Here is a 14,910-nt window from a genome sequence, read left to right on the forward strand (position 1 = left end):
GGCTTACTCGGTGGGCGTCGTGACGGCGCGGTAGACGGACAAAGGGGAACAGCCGATCAGGGATTTGATGTCGGTGCAGAAGTGCGACAGCGACGCGTAGCCGTGATCGGCGGCAAGGTAGGTGAACGAGCGCGTGCGTCCCGGGTAGTCGAGAAGCGCGCGCGCGGCGCGCATGATGCGAAGCTCGCGCTTGAGCGGCCGCCCCAGCATCTGGCGGCAGCGCCGGTGGAACTGGGCCGATGAAAGGCCGTAGCGTTCGGCCAGCTCGGCCACGCTCAGGTCGGCGCCCTGTTCAAGCAGGAACTGCATCAGCCCATAGCTTTCCGTGCGGGCAAGATGGCCGAGCAGGCGCGACAACTGACTGTCCCGCGCCTGGCTGCGATCACGCGAGAGCTGGTTGATCAGCCAGCCCGCCGCGAGCTCCGGAACCTCCAGTTCCGCCTGCACCACCCAGTGCAGCGGCAACGGCTCCGGCAACACCGGCGGCGCGCCGCAGACGTGGTGGAAGTGCGCCAAGGCACGCGCCATTCCGCTGCCCGGCAAGGGCACAATGGAGAGGCCGGGCACACGCGGCAGCGGAATACCGGCATGCAGCAGCCGCTCACCGGGCAGCAGGTGCATGGCGACGCCGTCAACGCGGATATCGGCGCGTTCCTGTCCTGCATTCACGATGACGTACACCCGACTACTCCCGTTCAGCCTCGGCCGCAGTAGCGCTGGCGCGACCTCGGCGTTGAGGCGGCATCATGGGGAAGGGTCGGGGTGATAGCTCTACAAGAAATTCGAAAGCAGACACGATTTCGAGTATTTCTAACGGTCTCATTCATGTGCGCGGCGCGTTGCACGCCGCCAGGAACCCGCAATGCATACTCCCCTGCTTGGCATCCATCACGTCGCGCTGATCTGTTCCGACTACGCGCGCTCGCGCGACTTCTACGTGCGCGTGCTCGGGCTGAAGGTGAAGGCCGAACACCATCGCGTGGAACGCGATTCGTGGAAACTGGACCTGGCCCTGCCCGACGGCGGCCAGCTGGAGCTGTTCTCGTTCCCCGCGCCGCCGCTCCGGCCCAGCCGCCCGGAGGCCCAGGGCCTCCGCCACCTGGCCTTCCGGGTTGCCGGGCTGGAACCGGTGATCGCCCGGCTGGCCGCCGAGGGGGTGCCGTGCGAGCCGATCCGCACCGACGAATACACCGGCCAGCGCTTCACCTTCTTTGCCGACCCCGACGGGCTGCCGCTGGAGCTGTACGAAATTTGCTGAATGCGGCCCTGATGTCGCGACCGACGCGTTCCGTACCGGAGCGAATGGGTATACAGTCCGGCTGTACCGGCCCCGCGCCGGCATTCACGGACATCCCTGGGAGGGGAACATGCGCAAGACCTTCAAGACCCTGCTGCTGGCACTGCCGCTGATGATGGCCGCGATGTCGGCCAGCGCCGCCGACGGTGCCGCCGGCCGCTGGAAGACCATCGACGACAAGACCGGCAAGGTGAAATCGATCGTCGAGATCACCCAGGCCACCAACGGCACGCTGACCGGCAAGGTGGTCGAGATCCTCCATTCGGACAAGGGCCCCAACCCGGTCTGCGACGGCTGCGAGGGTGCCAACAAGAACAAGCCGGTCAAGGGCATGACGATCCTGTGGAACCTGAAGCAGGACAAGGGCAGCAAGACCGAATGGTCCGGCGGCACGATCCTGGATCCGGGCAATGGCAAGACCTACAAGTCCAAGATTGAACTGCAGGCCGGTGGCGCCAAGCTCGATGTCGCGGGCTGCATCGCCTTCATCTGCCGCACCCAGACCTGGGTGCGCGAGTAAATCCCACGCGGCATAAAGCGCTGGAAGATCAACGGCCTGGGGCCGGAGCGGGGTGACCGCTTCGGCCCTTCGCCTTTCCGGGGAGCATGCGATAATCCCGCGTTCCCCTGGCCCCCCTGCAGATCATGACCCGCACCGCTCTTGTCACCACCGCACTGCCCTACGCCAACGGCCCGCTGCACCTGGGCCATCTGGTCGGCTACATCCAGGCTGATATCTGGGTGCGCGCGCGGCGAATGAGCGGCGGCAAGACCTGGTTCGTGTGCGCCGATGACACCCATGGCACCCCGATCATGCTGGCTGCGGAAAAGGCCGGGGTGACCCCGGAAGCCTTCATCGCCAACATCCAGGCCAGCCACGAGCGGGATTTTGCCGCCTTCAGCGTCGATTTCGACCACTACGACTCGACCAATTCGGCCGGGAACAAGGCGTTGACCGAAGCGTTCTACCTCAAGCTGGAGGCGGAAGGACATATCGCGCGCCGTTCGGTGGCGCAGTTCTATGACCCGGCCAAGGGCATGTTCCTGCCCGACCGCTACATCAAGGGCATCTGTCCCAACTGCGGCAGCGCCGACCAGTACGGCGACAACTGCGAAGTGTGCGGCGCCACCTACGCGCCGACCGAGCTGAAGGACCCGCGCTCGGTGATCTCCGGGGCGACCCCGGAAATCCGCGATTCGGAGCACTTCTTCTTCGAGGTCGGTCGCTTCGAGTCGTTCCTGCGCGAATGGCTGGCGGGCGATGTCGCGTTGCCGGGCGTGAAGGCCAAGCTGGGCGAGTGGCTCAATGCCGAGGGCGGCCTGCGTGCGTGGGATATCTCCCGCGACGCGCCGTACTTCGGCTTCCAGATTCCCGGCCACCCGGGCAAGTACTTCTATGTGTGGCTGGACGCGCCGATCGGCTACCTGTCCAGCTTCCAGGCGCTGTGCGCGAAGAACGGCGAAGACTTCGACGCGCATCTGCGCGCCGGCACCAGCACCGAACTGCACCACTTCATCGGCAAGGACATCGTCAATTTCCACGGCCTGTTCTGGCCCGCCGTGCTGCATGGCACCGGCCACCGCGCGCCGACCCGGCTGCACGTGAACGGCTACCTGACGGTGGAAGGCGCCAAGATGTCCAAATCGCGCGGCACCTTCGTGATGGCCCGCACCTACCTGGACGTCGGCCTGGAGCCGGAGGCGCTGCGCTACTACTTCGCGGCCAAATCCTCCGGCGGCGTGGACGACCTGGACCTCAACCTGGGCGACTTCATCGCGCGGGTCAACGCCGACCTGGTGGGCAAGTTCGTGAACCTTGCCAGCCGCTGCGCCGGCTTCATCAGCAAGCGTTTCGACGGCCGCCTGGCCGACGCGCTGCCCGACGCAGGCCAGTACGACCGCTTCGTCGCGGCGCTGGCGCCGGTGCGCGAAGCCTATGAGCGCAACGACCCGGCGGCCGCGCTGCGGCTGACCATGGCGCTGGCCGATGAAGCCAACCGCTACATCGACGAACAGAAGCCGTGGGTGATCGCCAAGCAGGACGGCGCCGACGCGCAGCTGCAGTCGGTGTGCACGCAGGGCCTGAACCTGTTCCGCGTGCTGGTCACCGCCCTCAAGCCGGTGCTGCCGTCCACCGCCGCGCAGGCCGAGGCCTTCCTGGCCGCGCCGGTGCAGACCTGGACCGACATCGCCTCGCCGCTGCTTGCCCACACCATCGCCGTGTACAGCCCGCTGTTCACGCGTATCGACCCCAAGATGATTGATGCCATGACCGACGCTTCCAAGGACACCCTCGCCGCCCCGGCGCCGACCGCCCCGGCCAAGCCCGCCAAGCCGGCGGCGCCCGCTGCCGCACCGGCCGCCGCGCCCGCCGCTGCTGCTGAAGGCCCGGCCTACATCGGCATCGACGATTTCGCCAAGCTCGACCTGCGCATCGGCAAGGTCGTGGCCTGCGAGTTCGTGGACGGTTCGGACAAGCTGCTGCGCTTCGAGCTGGACGCCGGCGACCTGGGCACGCGCCAGATCTTCTCGGGCATCCGTGCCAGCTACGGCGAGCCGGAGAAGCTGGTCGGCCGCAGTGTGGTGTTCATCGCCAACCTGGCCCCGCGCAAGATGCGCTTCGGCCTGAGCGAAGGCATGATCCTGTCGGCCGGTTTCGATGGCGGCGCGCTGGCGCTGCTGGACGCCGACAGCGCAGCGCTGCCGGGCATGCCGGTTCGTTGATTCGGGACCGACGCGGAGGGTAGACATGGAGTTGGCCCTGATCGACTTCGACAACACCGTCACCACCTGCGATACGTACGCGCGGTTCCTGCGCCGCGTGGCCACGCCTGAGCAGCTTGCCCAGGCGTGGTGGAAGGTGGGCCCGTGGCTGCTGGCCTATCGGTTGAAGCTGATTTCCGCCAGGCGCATCCGCGCGCGCGTGACCTGGCTGGTGATGCGCAACCGCCATGCCGACGATATCGCCGCCCAGGCCGCCGGGTTTTCCCGTGAGGTGCTGCCCGACGTCGTGCGTCCGAAGATGCTGGAACAGATCCGCTGGCACCTGCAGCAGAAGCACACGGTGGTGATCGTGTCCGGCTCGCTGGACCTGTACCTGCGCACGTGGTGCGAGGCATTGGGGCTGGACCTGATCTGCAACCGGCTGGAAAGCCGGGATAGCCGCCTCACAGGCTGCTACGCGGACGGCGACTGCGGACCGCACAAGGTCGACCGCATCCGCGCGCGCTATGACCTGTCGCGCTACGTCCGCATCCATGCCTACGGCGACAGCAGTGAAGACCGCCCGATGCTGGCCCTGGCGCACGAACGCTGGTACCGCGGCAAACCCTTGAAATGAAGCACCCGCGCAGCCGACGCCACGCATGACATCCTCTTCGCTTCCCCTGGTTGAACGCCTCGACCGCCTGCTGCCGCAGACCCAATGCGGGCAATGCGGCTACGACGGCTGCCGCCCGTATGCCGAGGCGATTGCGAGCGGCACGGCCGGCGTGGAGCGCTGCCCGCCCGGCGGAGACGCCGGCGCACGCGCGTTGGCAAAGGTGCTGCAGGTGCCTGCGGTGCCGTTTGACCGCAGCCGGGGTGAGCACACGCCCGCCCAGGTCGCGGTGGTGATCGAAGCCGATTGCATCGGCTGCACCAAGTGCATCCAGGCCTGTCCGGTGGATGCGATCGTGGGCGGCGCGAAATTCATGCATACGGTCATCGCCGACCTGTGCACCGGTTGCGGGCTGTGCATTCCACCTTGCCCCGTGGATTGCATTGATCTGGTGGTTACGGCAACGCGGCCGTAATCACGATCTCCACCTTCCAGCTCGGATCAGCCAGCTTGGCTTCGACCGTCGCACGCGCCGGGGTCATGCCGTTGACCACCCATTCGTCCCACGCCGCGTTCATGCCGGCGAAATCGCCGATGTCGGCCAGGTAGACCTCCGCGCGCAGCACGTGCTGCTTGTCGCTGGCCACCAACGCGAGCAGCTTGTCGATCTCCGCCAGCACCTGACGGGTCTGCCCGGTGATGTCCTGGCTGGTGTCTTCGGGGATCTGCCCGGACAGATAGGCGACCTTGTTGTGCACGGTCATCTCGGACATGCGCGGGCCGACATCGAAACGTTCCAACATGGCGATGGCTCCTCTGTGATGGTGTGGCCATTGTCACCGATGCGGCCACAGACCGCACAGTCACCCCGCTTGGCAAGCGCGGGCCAGAAGCGCACGATTCGCCCGCGAGGCACCGTGGGTGCCTTGACCCTTTCGTCGCCTGCGCCGGAGCATGCTGTCCCGATGACCGAACCCTCCCCTGCCCCCTCGTCCCGCGTCGGCTGGCGCCGCGCGGCGACCGTCATCTTCAGCCTGGGGATCCTTGCGCTGGCCCTGCGTGGCCTGGCGAACGAGTTCGACGATCACGGATATCGTGCCATTCGCGACGCGTTCCACCAGCTCGGTGCCGGGCAGATCGCGCTCACGGTGGTGCTGGGACTGGCCAGCTATGCCTGCCTGATCGGCTTCGATGCCATCGGCCTGCGCCGCAGCGGCAAGCGCCTGCACCCGGCGCGGGTCGGTATCACCGCGTTCCTGGCGCACACGCTGGGGCAGACGCTGGGCTTCGCGGCGCTGACCGGCGGCGCGGTGCGGCTGCGCGGCTATGGCGGTGCCGGGCTCACGCTGGCCGAGATCGGCCAGGTGGTGCTGATGAGCACGCTGGGCTTCATGTTCGGCGCGTGGTTGCTGCTGTCGCTGGCGTTCCTGCTGGAGCCGGGCGCCGCCGCGCTGGCGCTGCCGGTGTCGGCGCAGGCAGTTCGCGTGCTGGGGGCGGTGGGGTTGCTCGCCTACCTCGGCACGGTGCTGCTGGTCGGGCGCGAGGGCCGCAGTTTCCAGGTCCGTGGCCACGCGCTGTGGCTGCCCGACCGCCGCACCATGCTCGGGGTCACCGTGCTCAGCGTGGTCGAACTGGTGCTGGCCAGCGCCGCGTTCTATGTGCTGCTGCCGATGGATACGCCGACCGGCCTGCCCGGCTTCGTCGGCCTGTATCTGGTCGCGGTGCTGGCCGGCTTGATTTCCAGCGTGCCGGCCGGGCTGGGCGTGTTCGAGTGGAGCCTGCTGAAGCTGCTGCCGCAGGTGGCGCCCGCGGCGGTGCTGGCGGCGGCCCTGATCTACCGGGTCACCTACTACGTGCTGCCGCTGCTGCTGGCCACGGTGCTGGGCGTGGCGCCTGCGTTGCGCAAGCCGCTGCGGATCAGCGCCGGTGCTACCCGCGCCGGCTGGACCGCGCTGCGCCCCTGGCTGCCGCAGATCATCGCGCTGGCGGTGTTCAGCGTAGGCGCCGCGCTGGTGATCGACGGCACCCTGCCCACGCCGCGCCGGCACCTGCTGCACGCCTCGCTGCCGGTGCTGGAAACCTCGCACCTGATCGGCAGCCTGGCCGGCGTGGTGCTGCTGTTGATCGGCCAGGGCCTGCAGCGGCGCAGCCATGCGGCCTGGATGCTGGCGTTGGCCATCTGCGTGATTGCACCGCTGCCGATCTGGCTGCGCGGCGGCCAGGTGCTGATCGCGCTGGCGTCGGTGCTGGTGGCGGCGGCGCTGTGGGCCTCGCGGCGCGAGTTCTACCGGCAGGGCGCGCTGCTCGACGAAGCGTGGTCGTGGCCGTGGATCCGCAACCTGGGGCTGGTGCTGGTGGCGGTGATCTGGCTGCTGTTCTTCGTGTACAGCCATGTCGAATACCAGAATGAACTGTGGTGGCAGTTCGCCGCGCAGGGCAATGCACCGCGTGCGCTGCGTGCGTTGCTGGTGGTGGCCATCGCGCTGGCCATCTTCGGCCTGGCCCGGCTGCTGCACAGCACGCGCACGCCGCTGCCGTCGGCCGATGCCGCAACGCTGGACGCGCTGGGCCCGATCCTGGCGGACGCGCAGGACACCCAGGCCTGCCTGGTGCTGACGGCCGACAAGGCGGTGCTGCGCGACGATGCGCAGCGTGGCTTCGTGATGATGCAGCGCTACGGCGGTTCGCTGATCGCGATGGGCGACCCGGTGGGACCGCCGGAAGTGGCCCGCGCGCTGATCTGGCGGTTCCGCGAGGAAGCCGACCGGCTGGGGCTGCGGCCGGTGTTCTACCAGGTGGGTGAAGCCTACTGGCAGACCTACCTGGACCTGGGCCTGACCCTGGTGAAGCTGGGCGAAGAGGCGATGGTGCCGTTGCAGGGCTTCACGCTGGAAGGCCGCGAGCGTGCCGATCTGCGCCAGGCCTGGAACCGGGGCAAGCGCGGCGGGCTGAGTTTCCGCGTGGCGACCCCCGCCGAAGTACCGGCGCTGATGCCGGCGTTGGCCGCGGTGTCGCAGCAGTGGCTGGACGACAAGGCGGGCGATGAGAAGGGCTTCTCGCTGGGCAGCTTCGACCCGGTCTACCTGGCGCGCTTCCCGGTGGCGGTAGTCGAGGCCGAAGGCCGCATCGTCGCCTTCGCCAACCTGTGGCAGGCACCGGCCGGGCAGGAACTGTCGGTGGACCTGATGCGGCACGTGGACGATGCGCCCAAGGGCACCATGGATTTCCTGTTCATCGAACTGTTCCTGTGGGGCAGCGCGAACGGATTCCAGCGCTTCTCGCTGGGCATGGCGCCGCTGTCCGGGCTGGCCCAGCACCGGCTGGCCGGGCGCTGGAACCGCTTCGCCAACGTGGTGGCGCGGCACGGCGAACGCTTCTACGGCTTCAGCGGCCTGCGCCGCTTCAAGTCCAAGTTCGCGCCGGTGTGGCGCGCCCGCTACCTGGCCGCGCCGGGCGGCATGCACCTGCCTGCGGCGCTGCTGGATGCCACCCGGTTGATATCCTTGGATCCCCGCCGAGGAAAGAGCTAGGCGCCCCCCTTCACCGCTCGGGAATGTGCTCCAGCAGCGTCTTCGCCAACCGGTCGTAGTCACCCTTGAAATGATGGTCGCCAGGCAACCCGATGACGGTTGCCTGGCCGGCAGGCAACTCCGGGCACAGCGCGTCATCATCGTCCTGCCCGTACAGGCAGAGCGTGCGGTCGGCCGGCAGGCGGGCGATCTCCGGCGCAATCGGCAGTCCGCCGCCGCCGCTGCCCAGCCAGTTGCTGACGTGGAATTCGTAGTCGGCGGTACGCCCGACCGACATCAGTCCGATCAGCGCAACCGAATCACGCGTGGCCGGGTCGAGCTGGTTGATCGCGGCGGGCAGCACATCGGCGCCCTGCGAGAAACCGACCAGGACCAGGCGCTTGCGCTGCCACTGCGTACGGTAGTGGTGGGCGATGCGCTCCAGGTCGCGGGCGAAGCCCTCCGGCGTGCGTTCGGTCCAGAAGTAACGCAGGGAATCCACCCCCACCACCGACACCCCGGCGTAGCTCAAGGCAGACGCCACCTCCTTGTCCAACCCGGCCCAGCCACCATCACCGGAAACGAAGATGGCCAGTGTGTCGCCCGCGACGCGGGACGGAATTTCCACCACCGGCAGCCCCTTGAGGTCATCCGGCGGCGGCGCCAGGCTCACGCCCTTCTGCGCGCCGATCACCTGCGCCGCAGCCAGCAGCCCGGGCAGGTCGTCACCGGCCGTGGTGCGCCCGAACTCGCGCCCCATCGCCACGCCCCGCACGAAGGCAGAGGCCTTGCCGGTCGCACACTGGTGGTCACCGGCAGCGTTCAACCAGGGGAAATTCAGCTCAGCCGGCTGCAGGCGGCCATGGCTGACGCCCGCGCCGCAGACCTTGCGTTCGCGCACGCCCTCGGGGCAGAAGTCCGTCGTGAGCAGGCCGGCAAACACCTGGGTATCTGCCTGCGCCGCCACCGCATAGGCCAGCTCGGCACCCGCACCGTCCCCGCCGATCAGCGGCAGGTGGTAGCCAGGTACATGCAGGTAGGCCTGGAAGAAGCGCGAGAAGTTCTCCACATCGCCGGCGCCGAAGGCGCAGCCGCCACCGCCTTCGCGGGCCAGCACCTGGCGCAGCCGCGCCACGTCCACCCGCGCCACCAGCGCGCCCTGTGCACGCAGCGCGTCGATGCGCTGCTGGGTACGTTCGCCTTCGCGACCGCCGTCGAACCACACCACCACACGCTGCGGATGGCCGTCGGGCACGTACAGCGGGATGTCATTGAAGCGCCCGTGGCTCACCTGCTGCGGCGCCGCCGAGGCGGACAGCGCGCCCATCACCGACACCAGGCCCAGCACCACACCCAAAACCCTGCCCACACTGGCTCGCCGCATCGTCACGCATCCCGGAAAAGTCGCTCAACGATACGCCTGTCCACCGCCAACGGCATGTACACGGACAGGCCGCAGCGGTCAGCCGGCGCGCATCGATGCATCATGGCGCCCGCGTCGCCAGAGCTGGAACGCCGCCACCACCAGCCACAGCACCACCACGGCGATCACCAGTTTCTGACCGGCACCGCGCGGCGGGCCGCGCCACAGCACGTGCAGCCACAGCAGCGCAAAGCACAGCCACGCCCACCACCAGCCCGCCGTGGCCCAGCGCGCCCACTGCGGGTCGGCCCGCAGGTACCAGCTCTGCAGCAGCATCGCCACGCTCACGCACAGGAAGGCGGTGTTGGCCGCTAGACCGTGCACCAGCGGTGCCAGCAGGGGCGCCCGCTCGGGCAACCAGCTGTCGCCAATGGCCACACCCAGCAGCCCCAGCCCCGCCATGCAGAACAGCAGCGGCGCTGCAACGCTGCGCCGAGGCGAGCGGTGGGCGCCATGCAGCGACCAGGCCAGCAGCATGATGGCCACCGCCAGCACGCAGTACGCCGTGCGCAGCGCCAGCCCCCATGGCCCGTGCAGGTACAGGCTCAGGGTGGCCTGCACCCAGTCCAGGTCCTGGCGCGCCCACTGCGTCCACAACGCGGTGAGCACGAAGGCGGCCAGCGCCACCAGCGCCAGCGCCGCGATGCGGGCCTGCGCAGGCGGGCGCGGGCGGGCGTCGGCAGTACGGTTCATCGTCCGCGTCCCTCAGGGTTCAGCGTCGGGATGGCGCAACCGCCACGCTGCCAGCGCCGCGCGGTAACGCTGCAGCTCATCGCTGTACAGGTCCAGCACGCAGAGCGGGCAGCCACTGCCACAGCACTCGTTGGGGCCGGGTTCTTCCGGCGGCTGCGGGCGCGGATCGGTATCGGGAGCGGTGGGCAGGAAGGGAACGGGCATGGGCGCGGCGGGAAGGAATCAGCACGTGCAGTGTAATCGACCGCTCTCACAGCCCGAGGCGGCGCCGCAGGTTGGCGCGCGCGGCGGCATCCAGCCGCGCGTGGAAGAAATCGCTGAGGAAGATCCGCGGGCTGCGCAACAGGTGCTTGAGGAAGCGCCGGCGGTTGAGCCGGAACAGGAAGCCCGGCACGTGCCCGGCGTATTCCTCGGCGATGCCGCGGTCGTAGGCATCGAACACCTCGGCCGGCGCCCCCAGGATCGCCATGTCGCAATCCAGGAACAGGGCGGCGTCCGGGTCGCCGTCGAGGTCGGCTGCAGCCAGCGTGCCGTGACGGGCGGTCAGCAGGATCAAGGCCTCCACCTGCGCCACGTCCACCCCCGCGCCGGGCAACCAGCGTTCGATCTGCGCACGCGCCAGCGCCGCCGAGCGCGCCTCGTTGTCGCTGCGCCCGGCGTCGTAGATGGCATCGTGGTACAGCGCGGCCAGCTGGACTTCGCGCGGGCGGCGCCAGCCGGGACCCTCGGCCACGGTCTGGCAGTGCTGCAGCACCGCGCGTACATGCGGATAGCCGTGGTATGCCCGCGGCGGCATGGCATAGGCGGCTTCCAGGTCGGCCTGCATGGCCGCCGGCAGGGAGAGCGGTTCGAAGGACATGTCGGCATGATTGGCCGGCGCGGGCAGCGCTGGCAAGCCTGTCACCGGTGATTTTTTCACCACGGCCGCCAAAGTGCCGCGCGGCGGGCGCTGGCCCGGGTTACCCACAGGTTTGCCCCGCGCTGGTCCACACCCGCTGTGGATGGCCGCATACGCCGATAAGCGGCGTGCCGGTCACCGCTATTGGGCCTAGACTCGAATCGCGAACGATCCGCCTACCCAGCGAGGTGCGTGTGATGTCTGGCTGGAAATCCCTAGCCCTGCTGGCCCTGCTGGGCACCGCACCGGGCTTCGCCGCGCCCCCCTCCGTCACCGCCCCGGCCGCGATCCCCATGCCCGCCCCGGCGGCCCCGCAGCGCATCGAGCCGGTGCCCTCCCCCGAACAGATCCTGGCCATTCCGCCGGACCTGCGGGCGATGCTGCAGGCGCGGGTGATCGCCCCGGTGGGGTCGCGCGAACAGCGGGTGGCGCGATTGGTGCACCTGATCTTCGATGAGGATGCCATGCATCTGGAGTACGACCCCTACGCCACCCATACGCTGACCGAAACGTGGCAGACCCACCGCGCCAACTGCCTGTCATTCACCTTGATGTTCGTCGCCCTGGCGCGCGCGGCGGACATCGATGCGCGCGTGCAGGAGGTGGCCCAGGTGGTTACCTGGCACCAGGATGAAGGCGTGATCTACAACGTCGGTCACGTCAATGTGGGCCTGACGCTGGACGGGCGCACTGCCGTGGTCGACCTGGACCGCGACGTGCTGTACGACCGTTACGGGCCGCGGCCGATCAGCGATGCGCGCGCGCTGGCGCACTTCTACAACAACCGCGGCGCCGAACACATGGCCGACGGGAATGCCGTGCAGGCGCGCGCGTACCTGGATGCCGCGCTGGCGATGGCCCCGGCTTTCCCGGCGGGATGGAACAACCTGGGCGTGCTCGATACCCGCGAAGGGCATCTGGAGCAGGCACGGCAGGATTACGAACAGGCGCTGCAGGTGCAGCCACGGCACGCGGCGTCGCTGACCAACGCCAGCGCGCTGTACCGCCGGCTGGGCGACGAGCGCCGCGCGACGCAGCTGGCGAAGCGGCTGGAGCAGGTGCAGAAGGCCGACCCGTTCGCGCAGTTCCGTTTCGGCAATGAGGCCGAGCAGCGCCACGACTACGCCCAGGCCATCCAGTACTACCAGCGCGCGGTGCGGCTTTACAGCACCGCGCACCAGTTCCACTTCGGCCTGGCGCGGGCCTACTTCCTGGCCGGCGACACCCGCCGCGCGTCGGCGGAGATGCTGCGCGCACGCGACCTGGCCGGCGAGGATGCCGATGTGCTGCGGGCAACCTACCAGGCCAAGCTGGACACGCTGCAGAAGTGGCGCCAACGGTCAGCGACCAATTGAGCCCGGCGTGCCGCCGGCAGGTGCAACGACCAGCGGTCGTTACCTACGCCTTCTTCAAGAAGCAGGTCTTCAGGACCAGGCCTTTGATCTTGTCGGAATTGCCCTCGATGTGCTCGGCATCGTCCTCGACCAGGCGGATGTTGCGGATCACCGTGCCCTGCTTGAGTGGGATCGAAGAGCCCTTGACCTTCAGGTCCTTGATCACGGTGACGGTATCGCCACTGACCAGCGTGTTGCCGTTGCTGTCCCGTACGACCTGCGCCTGGCCCGCCGTATCGCCGGCCGCCCACTCATGGCCACAATCGGCGCAGATCCACAGCGCGCCATCGGCATAGGTGTTTTCCAGGGAGCATTGCGGACAGGCAGGAACGGCGGACATGGTGAAGCCTTCAGGGTCGGAACAGCGGATATTGTAACCGCCCGGCCCGTTCGGGCCTTGCACCGGCGGTCCGCTTGCCGCAAAGTGCGCGCCCCCTGACCCTCGGCCCGGCCCCGCATGAAAATCGGCATCGACTTTGGCACCAGCAACTCCGCCGCCGCCGCCGTGGTGGACGGCCGGGTCGTGCCGATCCGGTTCGGCGAGGCCGAACAGTTCCGCACCACGGTGTACTTCCCCGAAGTGATGCGCGACCCCAACGACTTCGAACTGACCCCCGCGCTGGAGCGCGAGCTGGCGCGCCTGGTGGACGCGGCGGCACGCGATGCACGCGCGGCCGGGCAGGAACGCGCGCCCGACGCGCTGCGCCGCGAGGCGCTGCGGGTGGTGCGCCGGCAGTGGATGGAAGAACAGATGAAGGCCCCGCTCAGCTCCACCAAGCTGCTGCAGAACGCGGTCTACGGTGACGAGGCGCTGGAGGCCTACTTCGAGGAGAACGAGGGCAACCTGGTGCAGAGCCCGAAGTCGATGCTGGGCTACAACCTGCATCCGCGCGCGCGCCAGACCATCACCGGCATCGCCACCCACATCCTGGAGCACATCCGGCTGACCGCATCGCGCCAGCTGGAAACGCCGGTGCGTACCGCCACGCTGGGTCGCCCGGTGCAGTTCCGCAGCTCGATCGGCGCGGCAGGCAACGACCAGGCGCTGGATATCCTGCACACCGCCGCGATCGCGGCCGGTTTCGACAGCGTGGATTTTCTTGAAGAGCCGGCCGCCGCGGCGATGCATTACCACGCCGAAAGTGCGCAGGAACACGACGCGGTGGTGGTCGATATCGGCGGTGGTACCACCGATGTGGCGCATGCGCGGGTGGGTGGCGCGCAGGCGCCGAAGATCCACCGCGCATGGGGTATCGCCCGTGGCGGTACCGATATCGACCTGGCCCTGAGCCTGGGCGGCTACATGCCGCTGTTCGGCCGCGGCCAAAGCCGGGTACCGGCACACCACTACGTGGAAGCGGCGATGGTGCAGGACATGACCCGCCAGCGCGACTTCCGCCAGCACAACTACCGCGACGCGGAAGCGCCGTGGGGCAAGCGCCTGCAGGCACTGCAGGACACCGGCAACACCGCGCGGCTGTACCGTGAGGTCGAGCGCTGCAAGATTGCATTGAGCAGCGATGAACAGCACGACAGTGCGCTGGGCTTCATCGAGCGCGACCTCGGCGTGCGGATCGACAGCCCACGCCTGCAGACCGCCGCAGGCGGCTACCTGGCCGAACTCACCGCGCTGCTGGAGCAGGTGCGCGCGGATATCGGGCATGACCCGGCGGCGATCTTCCTCACCGGCGGCATGTCGCGTGCAGGCTACCTGCAGGCGGCCGTAGGCGCCGCTTTCCCCGCTTCGACGCTGGTGCGCGGCAACCCCTCGTTCGGGGTGGTGCACGGCCTGGCCTGGGCAGCGGCAGGCTAAACCCTTGCGGCGCAAGGGTTTCCAGCCGTGAAACCCTCGCATTAACAAAACGTTACGCCGAAAGCGCTATCATCTTTCGGCTTCGATGCGCAATGCGCGTGTCGCTCCGGGCCTAGTACAGGCCACCCTCCTCGTCGATGCTGCCGCCTGCTGGATCCGTCCGGGGCGCCGGGGTCGTCTATCGCTGTCAAGAGAGATTCGATTGGGCGAACGCCTGGCTTCACCAGCCCCTGCCTCACCTGCCGAGCCGGACCCCATCGACTGCCGTCGCTGCGACGCGGTGTGCTGTCGGCTCTCGGTGACGGTGATGCCCGATGACGCGGTTCCCGGCCATCTGCTGGATACCGACGAAATGGGGCGGACCGTCATGGCCCGCAATGAGGAAGGTTGGTGCGCCGCGATCGACCCCTACCATCTGCGCTGCACGATCTACTCGCAGCGTCCCGCGATCTGCCGCCAATTTGCGATGGGCGGCGATGACTGCCGCCTTGTGCGGCACGACTACCGTCGACAACAGCACGATGCGTCGACGATCTTTTCCACGTTACACCCATGACAGGAGCA

General features: G+C 68.5%; 16 protein-coding genes. 9 read left to right on the plus strand and 7 right to left on the minus strand.

What is annotated here, in order from left to right; translation table 11 throughout:
• Positions 1–3: 3 nt before the first annotated feature.
• A complete protein-coding gene (locus tag ACREPD_RS01330) occupies positions 4–681 on the minus strand; it encodes a helix-turn-helix domain-containing protein (RefSeq protein WP_431597604.1) in 678 nt (225 codons plus the stop codon).
• 181 nt (positions 682–862) lie between these two features.
• Here ACREPD_RS01330 and gloA2 point away from each other — a divergent pair, with 181 nt between their 5' ends.
• The 5 genes from gloA2 (at position 863) to rnfB (ending at position 5,091) form a co-directional block, all read left to right on the plus strand.
• On the plus strand, positions 863–1,258 hold the full coding sequence (gloA2, locus tag ACREPD_RS01335) for an SMU1112c/YaeR family gloxylase I-like metalloprotein (RefSeq protein ID WP_431597605.1): 396 nt from the start codon (positions 863–865) through the stop codon (positions 1,256–1,258).
• Between the two features lie 109 nt (positions 1,259–1,367).
• Positions 1,368–1,817 carry a DUF2147 domain-containing protein gene (locus tag ACREPD_RS01340; RefSeq protein WP_431597606.1) on the plus strand — a complete coding sequence of 150 codons (450 nt, stop codon included), beginning with the start codon at positions 1,368–1,370 and terminating at the stop codon, positions 1,815–1,817.
• A 125-nt stretch (positions 1,818–1,942) separates the two neighbouring features.
• Entirely contained in the window at positions 1,943–4,021 is a 2,079-nt protein-coding gene (metG, locus tag ACREPD_RS01345) for a methionine--tRNA ligase (protein ID WP_431597607.1), read from the plus strand.
• A 25-nt stretch (positions 4,022–4,046) separates the two neighbouring features.
• Entirely contained in the window at positions 4,047–4,637 is a 591-nt protein-coding gene (locus ACREPD_RS01350) for an HAD-IB family phosphatase (protein WP_431597608.1), read from the plus strand.
• A 25-nt stretch (positions 4,638–4,662) separates the two neighbouring features.
• Positions 4,663–5,091, plus strand: coding sequence for an Rnf electron transport complex subunit RnfB (rnfB, locus tag ACREPD_RS01355; protein WP_431597609.1), 429 nt, complete (start codon positions 4,663–4,665; stop codon positions 5,089–5,091).
• On the opposite strand, the gene ACREPD_RS01360 is transcribed toward rnfB, so the two are convergent.
• A complete protein-coding gene (locus ACREPD_RS01360) occupies positions 5,072–5,419 on the minus strand; it encodes a RidA family protein (RefSeq protein WP_282245297.1) in 348 nt (115 codons plus the stop codon). The genes rnfB and ACREPD_RS01360 overlap by 20 nt on opposite strands.
• A 162-nt stretch (positions 5,420–5,581) precedes the next feature.
• Here ACREPD_RS01360 and mprF point away from each other — a divergent pair, with 162 nt between their 5' ends.
• Positions 5,582–8,146, plus strand: coding sequence for a bifunctional lysylphosphatidylglycerol flippase/synthetase MprF (gene mprF, locus ACREPD_RS01365; protein WP_431597610.1), 2,565 nt, complete (start codon positions 5,582–5,584; stop codon positions 8,144–8,146).
• Positions 8,147–8,156: 10 nt separating this feature from the next.
• Here mprF and ACREPD_RS01370 read toward each other — a convergent pair whose 3' ends face one another.
• From ACREPD_RS01370 to ACREPD_RS01385, 4 genes are all read right to left on the minus strand, one after another.
• On the minus strand, positions 8,157–9,509 hold the full coding sequence (locus ACREPD_RS01370; RefSeq protein WP_431597611.1) for a virulence factor family protein: 1,353 nt from the start codon (positions 9,507–9,509) through the stop codon (positions 8,157–8,159).
• Between the two features lie 78 nt (positions 9,510–9,587).
• Positions 9,588–10,241: a DUF998 domain-containing protein gene (locus ACREPD_RS01375; protein WP_431597612.1), complete on the minus strand. Its 654-nt coding sequence runs from the start codon at positions 10,239–10,241 to the stop codon at positions 9,588–9,590.
• Positions 10,242–10,253: 12 nt separating this feature from the next.
• Positions 10,254–10,445: an oxidoreductase-like domain-containing protein gene (locus ACREPD_RS01380; protein WP_431597613.1), complete on the minus strand. Its 192-nt coding sequence runs from the start codon at positions 10,443–10,445 to the stop codon at positions 10,254–10,256.
• 46 nt (positions 10,446–10,491) lie between these two features.
• Positions 10,492–11,100 carry an HD domain-containing protein gene (locus ACREPD_RS01385; protein ID WP_431597614.1) on the minus strand — a complete coding sequence of 203 codons (609 nt, stop codon included), beginning with the start codon at positions 11,098–11,100 and terminating at the stop codon, positions 10,492–10,494.
• 236 nt (positions 11,101–11,336) lie between these two features.
• Between ACREPD_RS01385 and ACREPD_RS01390 the strand changes: the two genes are divergently transcribed.
• Positions 11,337–12,494 (plus strand): tetratricopeptide repeat protein, encoded by a 1,158-nt coding sequence (locus ACREPD_RS01390; protein WP_431597615.1) that lies wholly within the window; start codon positions 11,337–11,339, stop codon positions 12,492–12,494.
• A gap of 43 nt (positions 12,495–12,537) precedes the next feature.
• Here the strand turns inward: ACREPD_RS01390 and ACREPD_RS01395 are convergent, their stop codons facing one another.
• On the minus strand, positions 12,538–12,873 hold the full coding sequence (locus ACREPD_RS01395) for a zinc ribbon domain-containing protein YjdM (protein ID WP_431597616.1): 336 nt from the start codon (positions 12,871–12,873) through the stop codon (positions 12,538–12,540).
• 117 nt (positions 12,874–12,990) lie between these two features.
• On the opposite strand from ACREPD_RS01395, the gene ACREPD_RS01400 reads away from it, so the two are divergent.
• The gene (locus ACREPD_RS01400; RefSeq protein WP_431597617.1) at positions 12,991–14,346 is read left to right on the plus strand and encodes an Hsp70 family protein; all 1,356 of its coding nucleotides are present in this window, start codon (positions 12,991–12,993) and stop codon (positions 14,344–14,346) included.
• A gap of 256 nt (positions 14,347–14,602) precedes the next feature.
• Entirely contained in the window at positions 14,603–14,902 is a 300-nt protein-coding gene (locus ACREPD_RS01405) for a YkgJ family cysteine cluster protein (RefSeq protein WP_431597636.1), read from the plus strand.
• The last annotated feature ends 8 nt before the right edge of the window (positions 14,903–14,910 follow it).

Origin of the sequence: Stenotrophomonas sp. (genome assembly GCF_050737075.1) — a bacterium.
Classification (GTDB): Bacteria; Pseudomonadota; Gammaproteobacteria; order Xanthomonadales; family Xanthomonadaceae; genus Stenotrophomonas.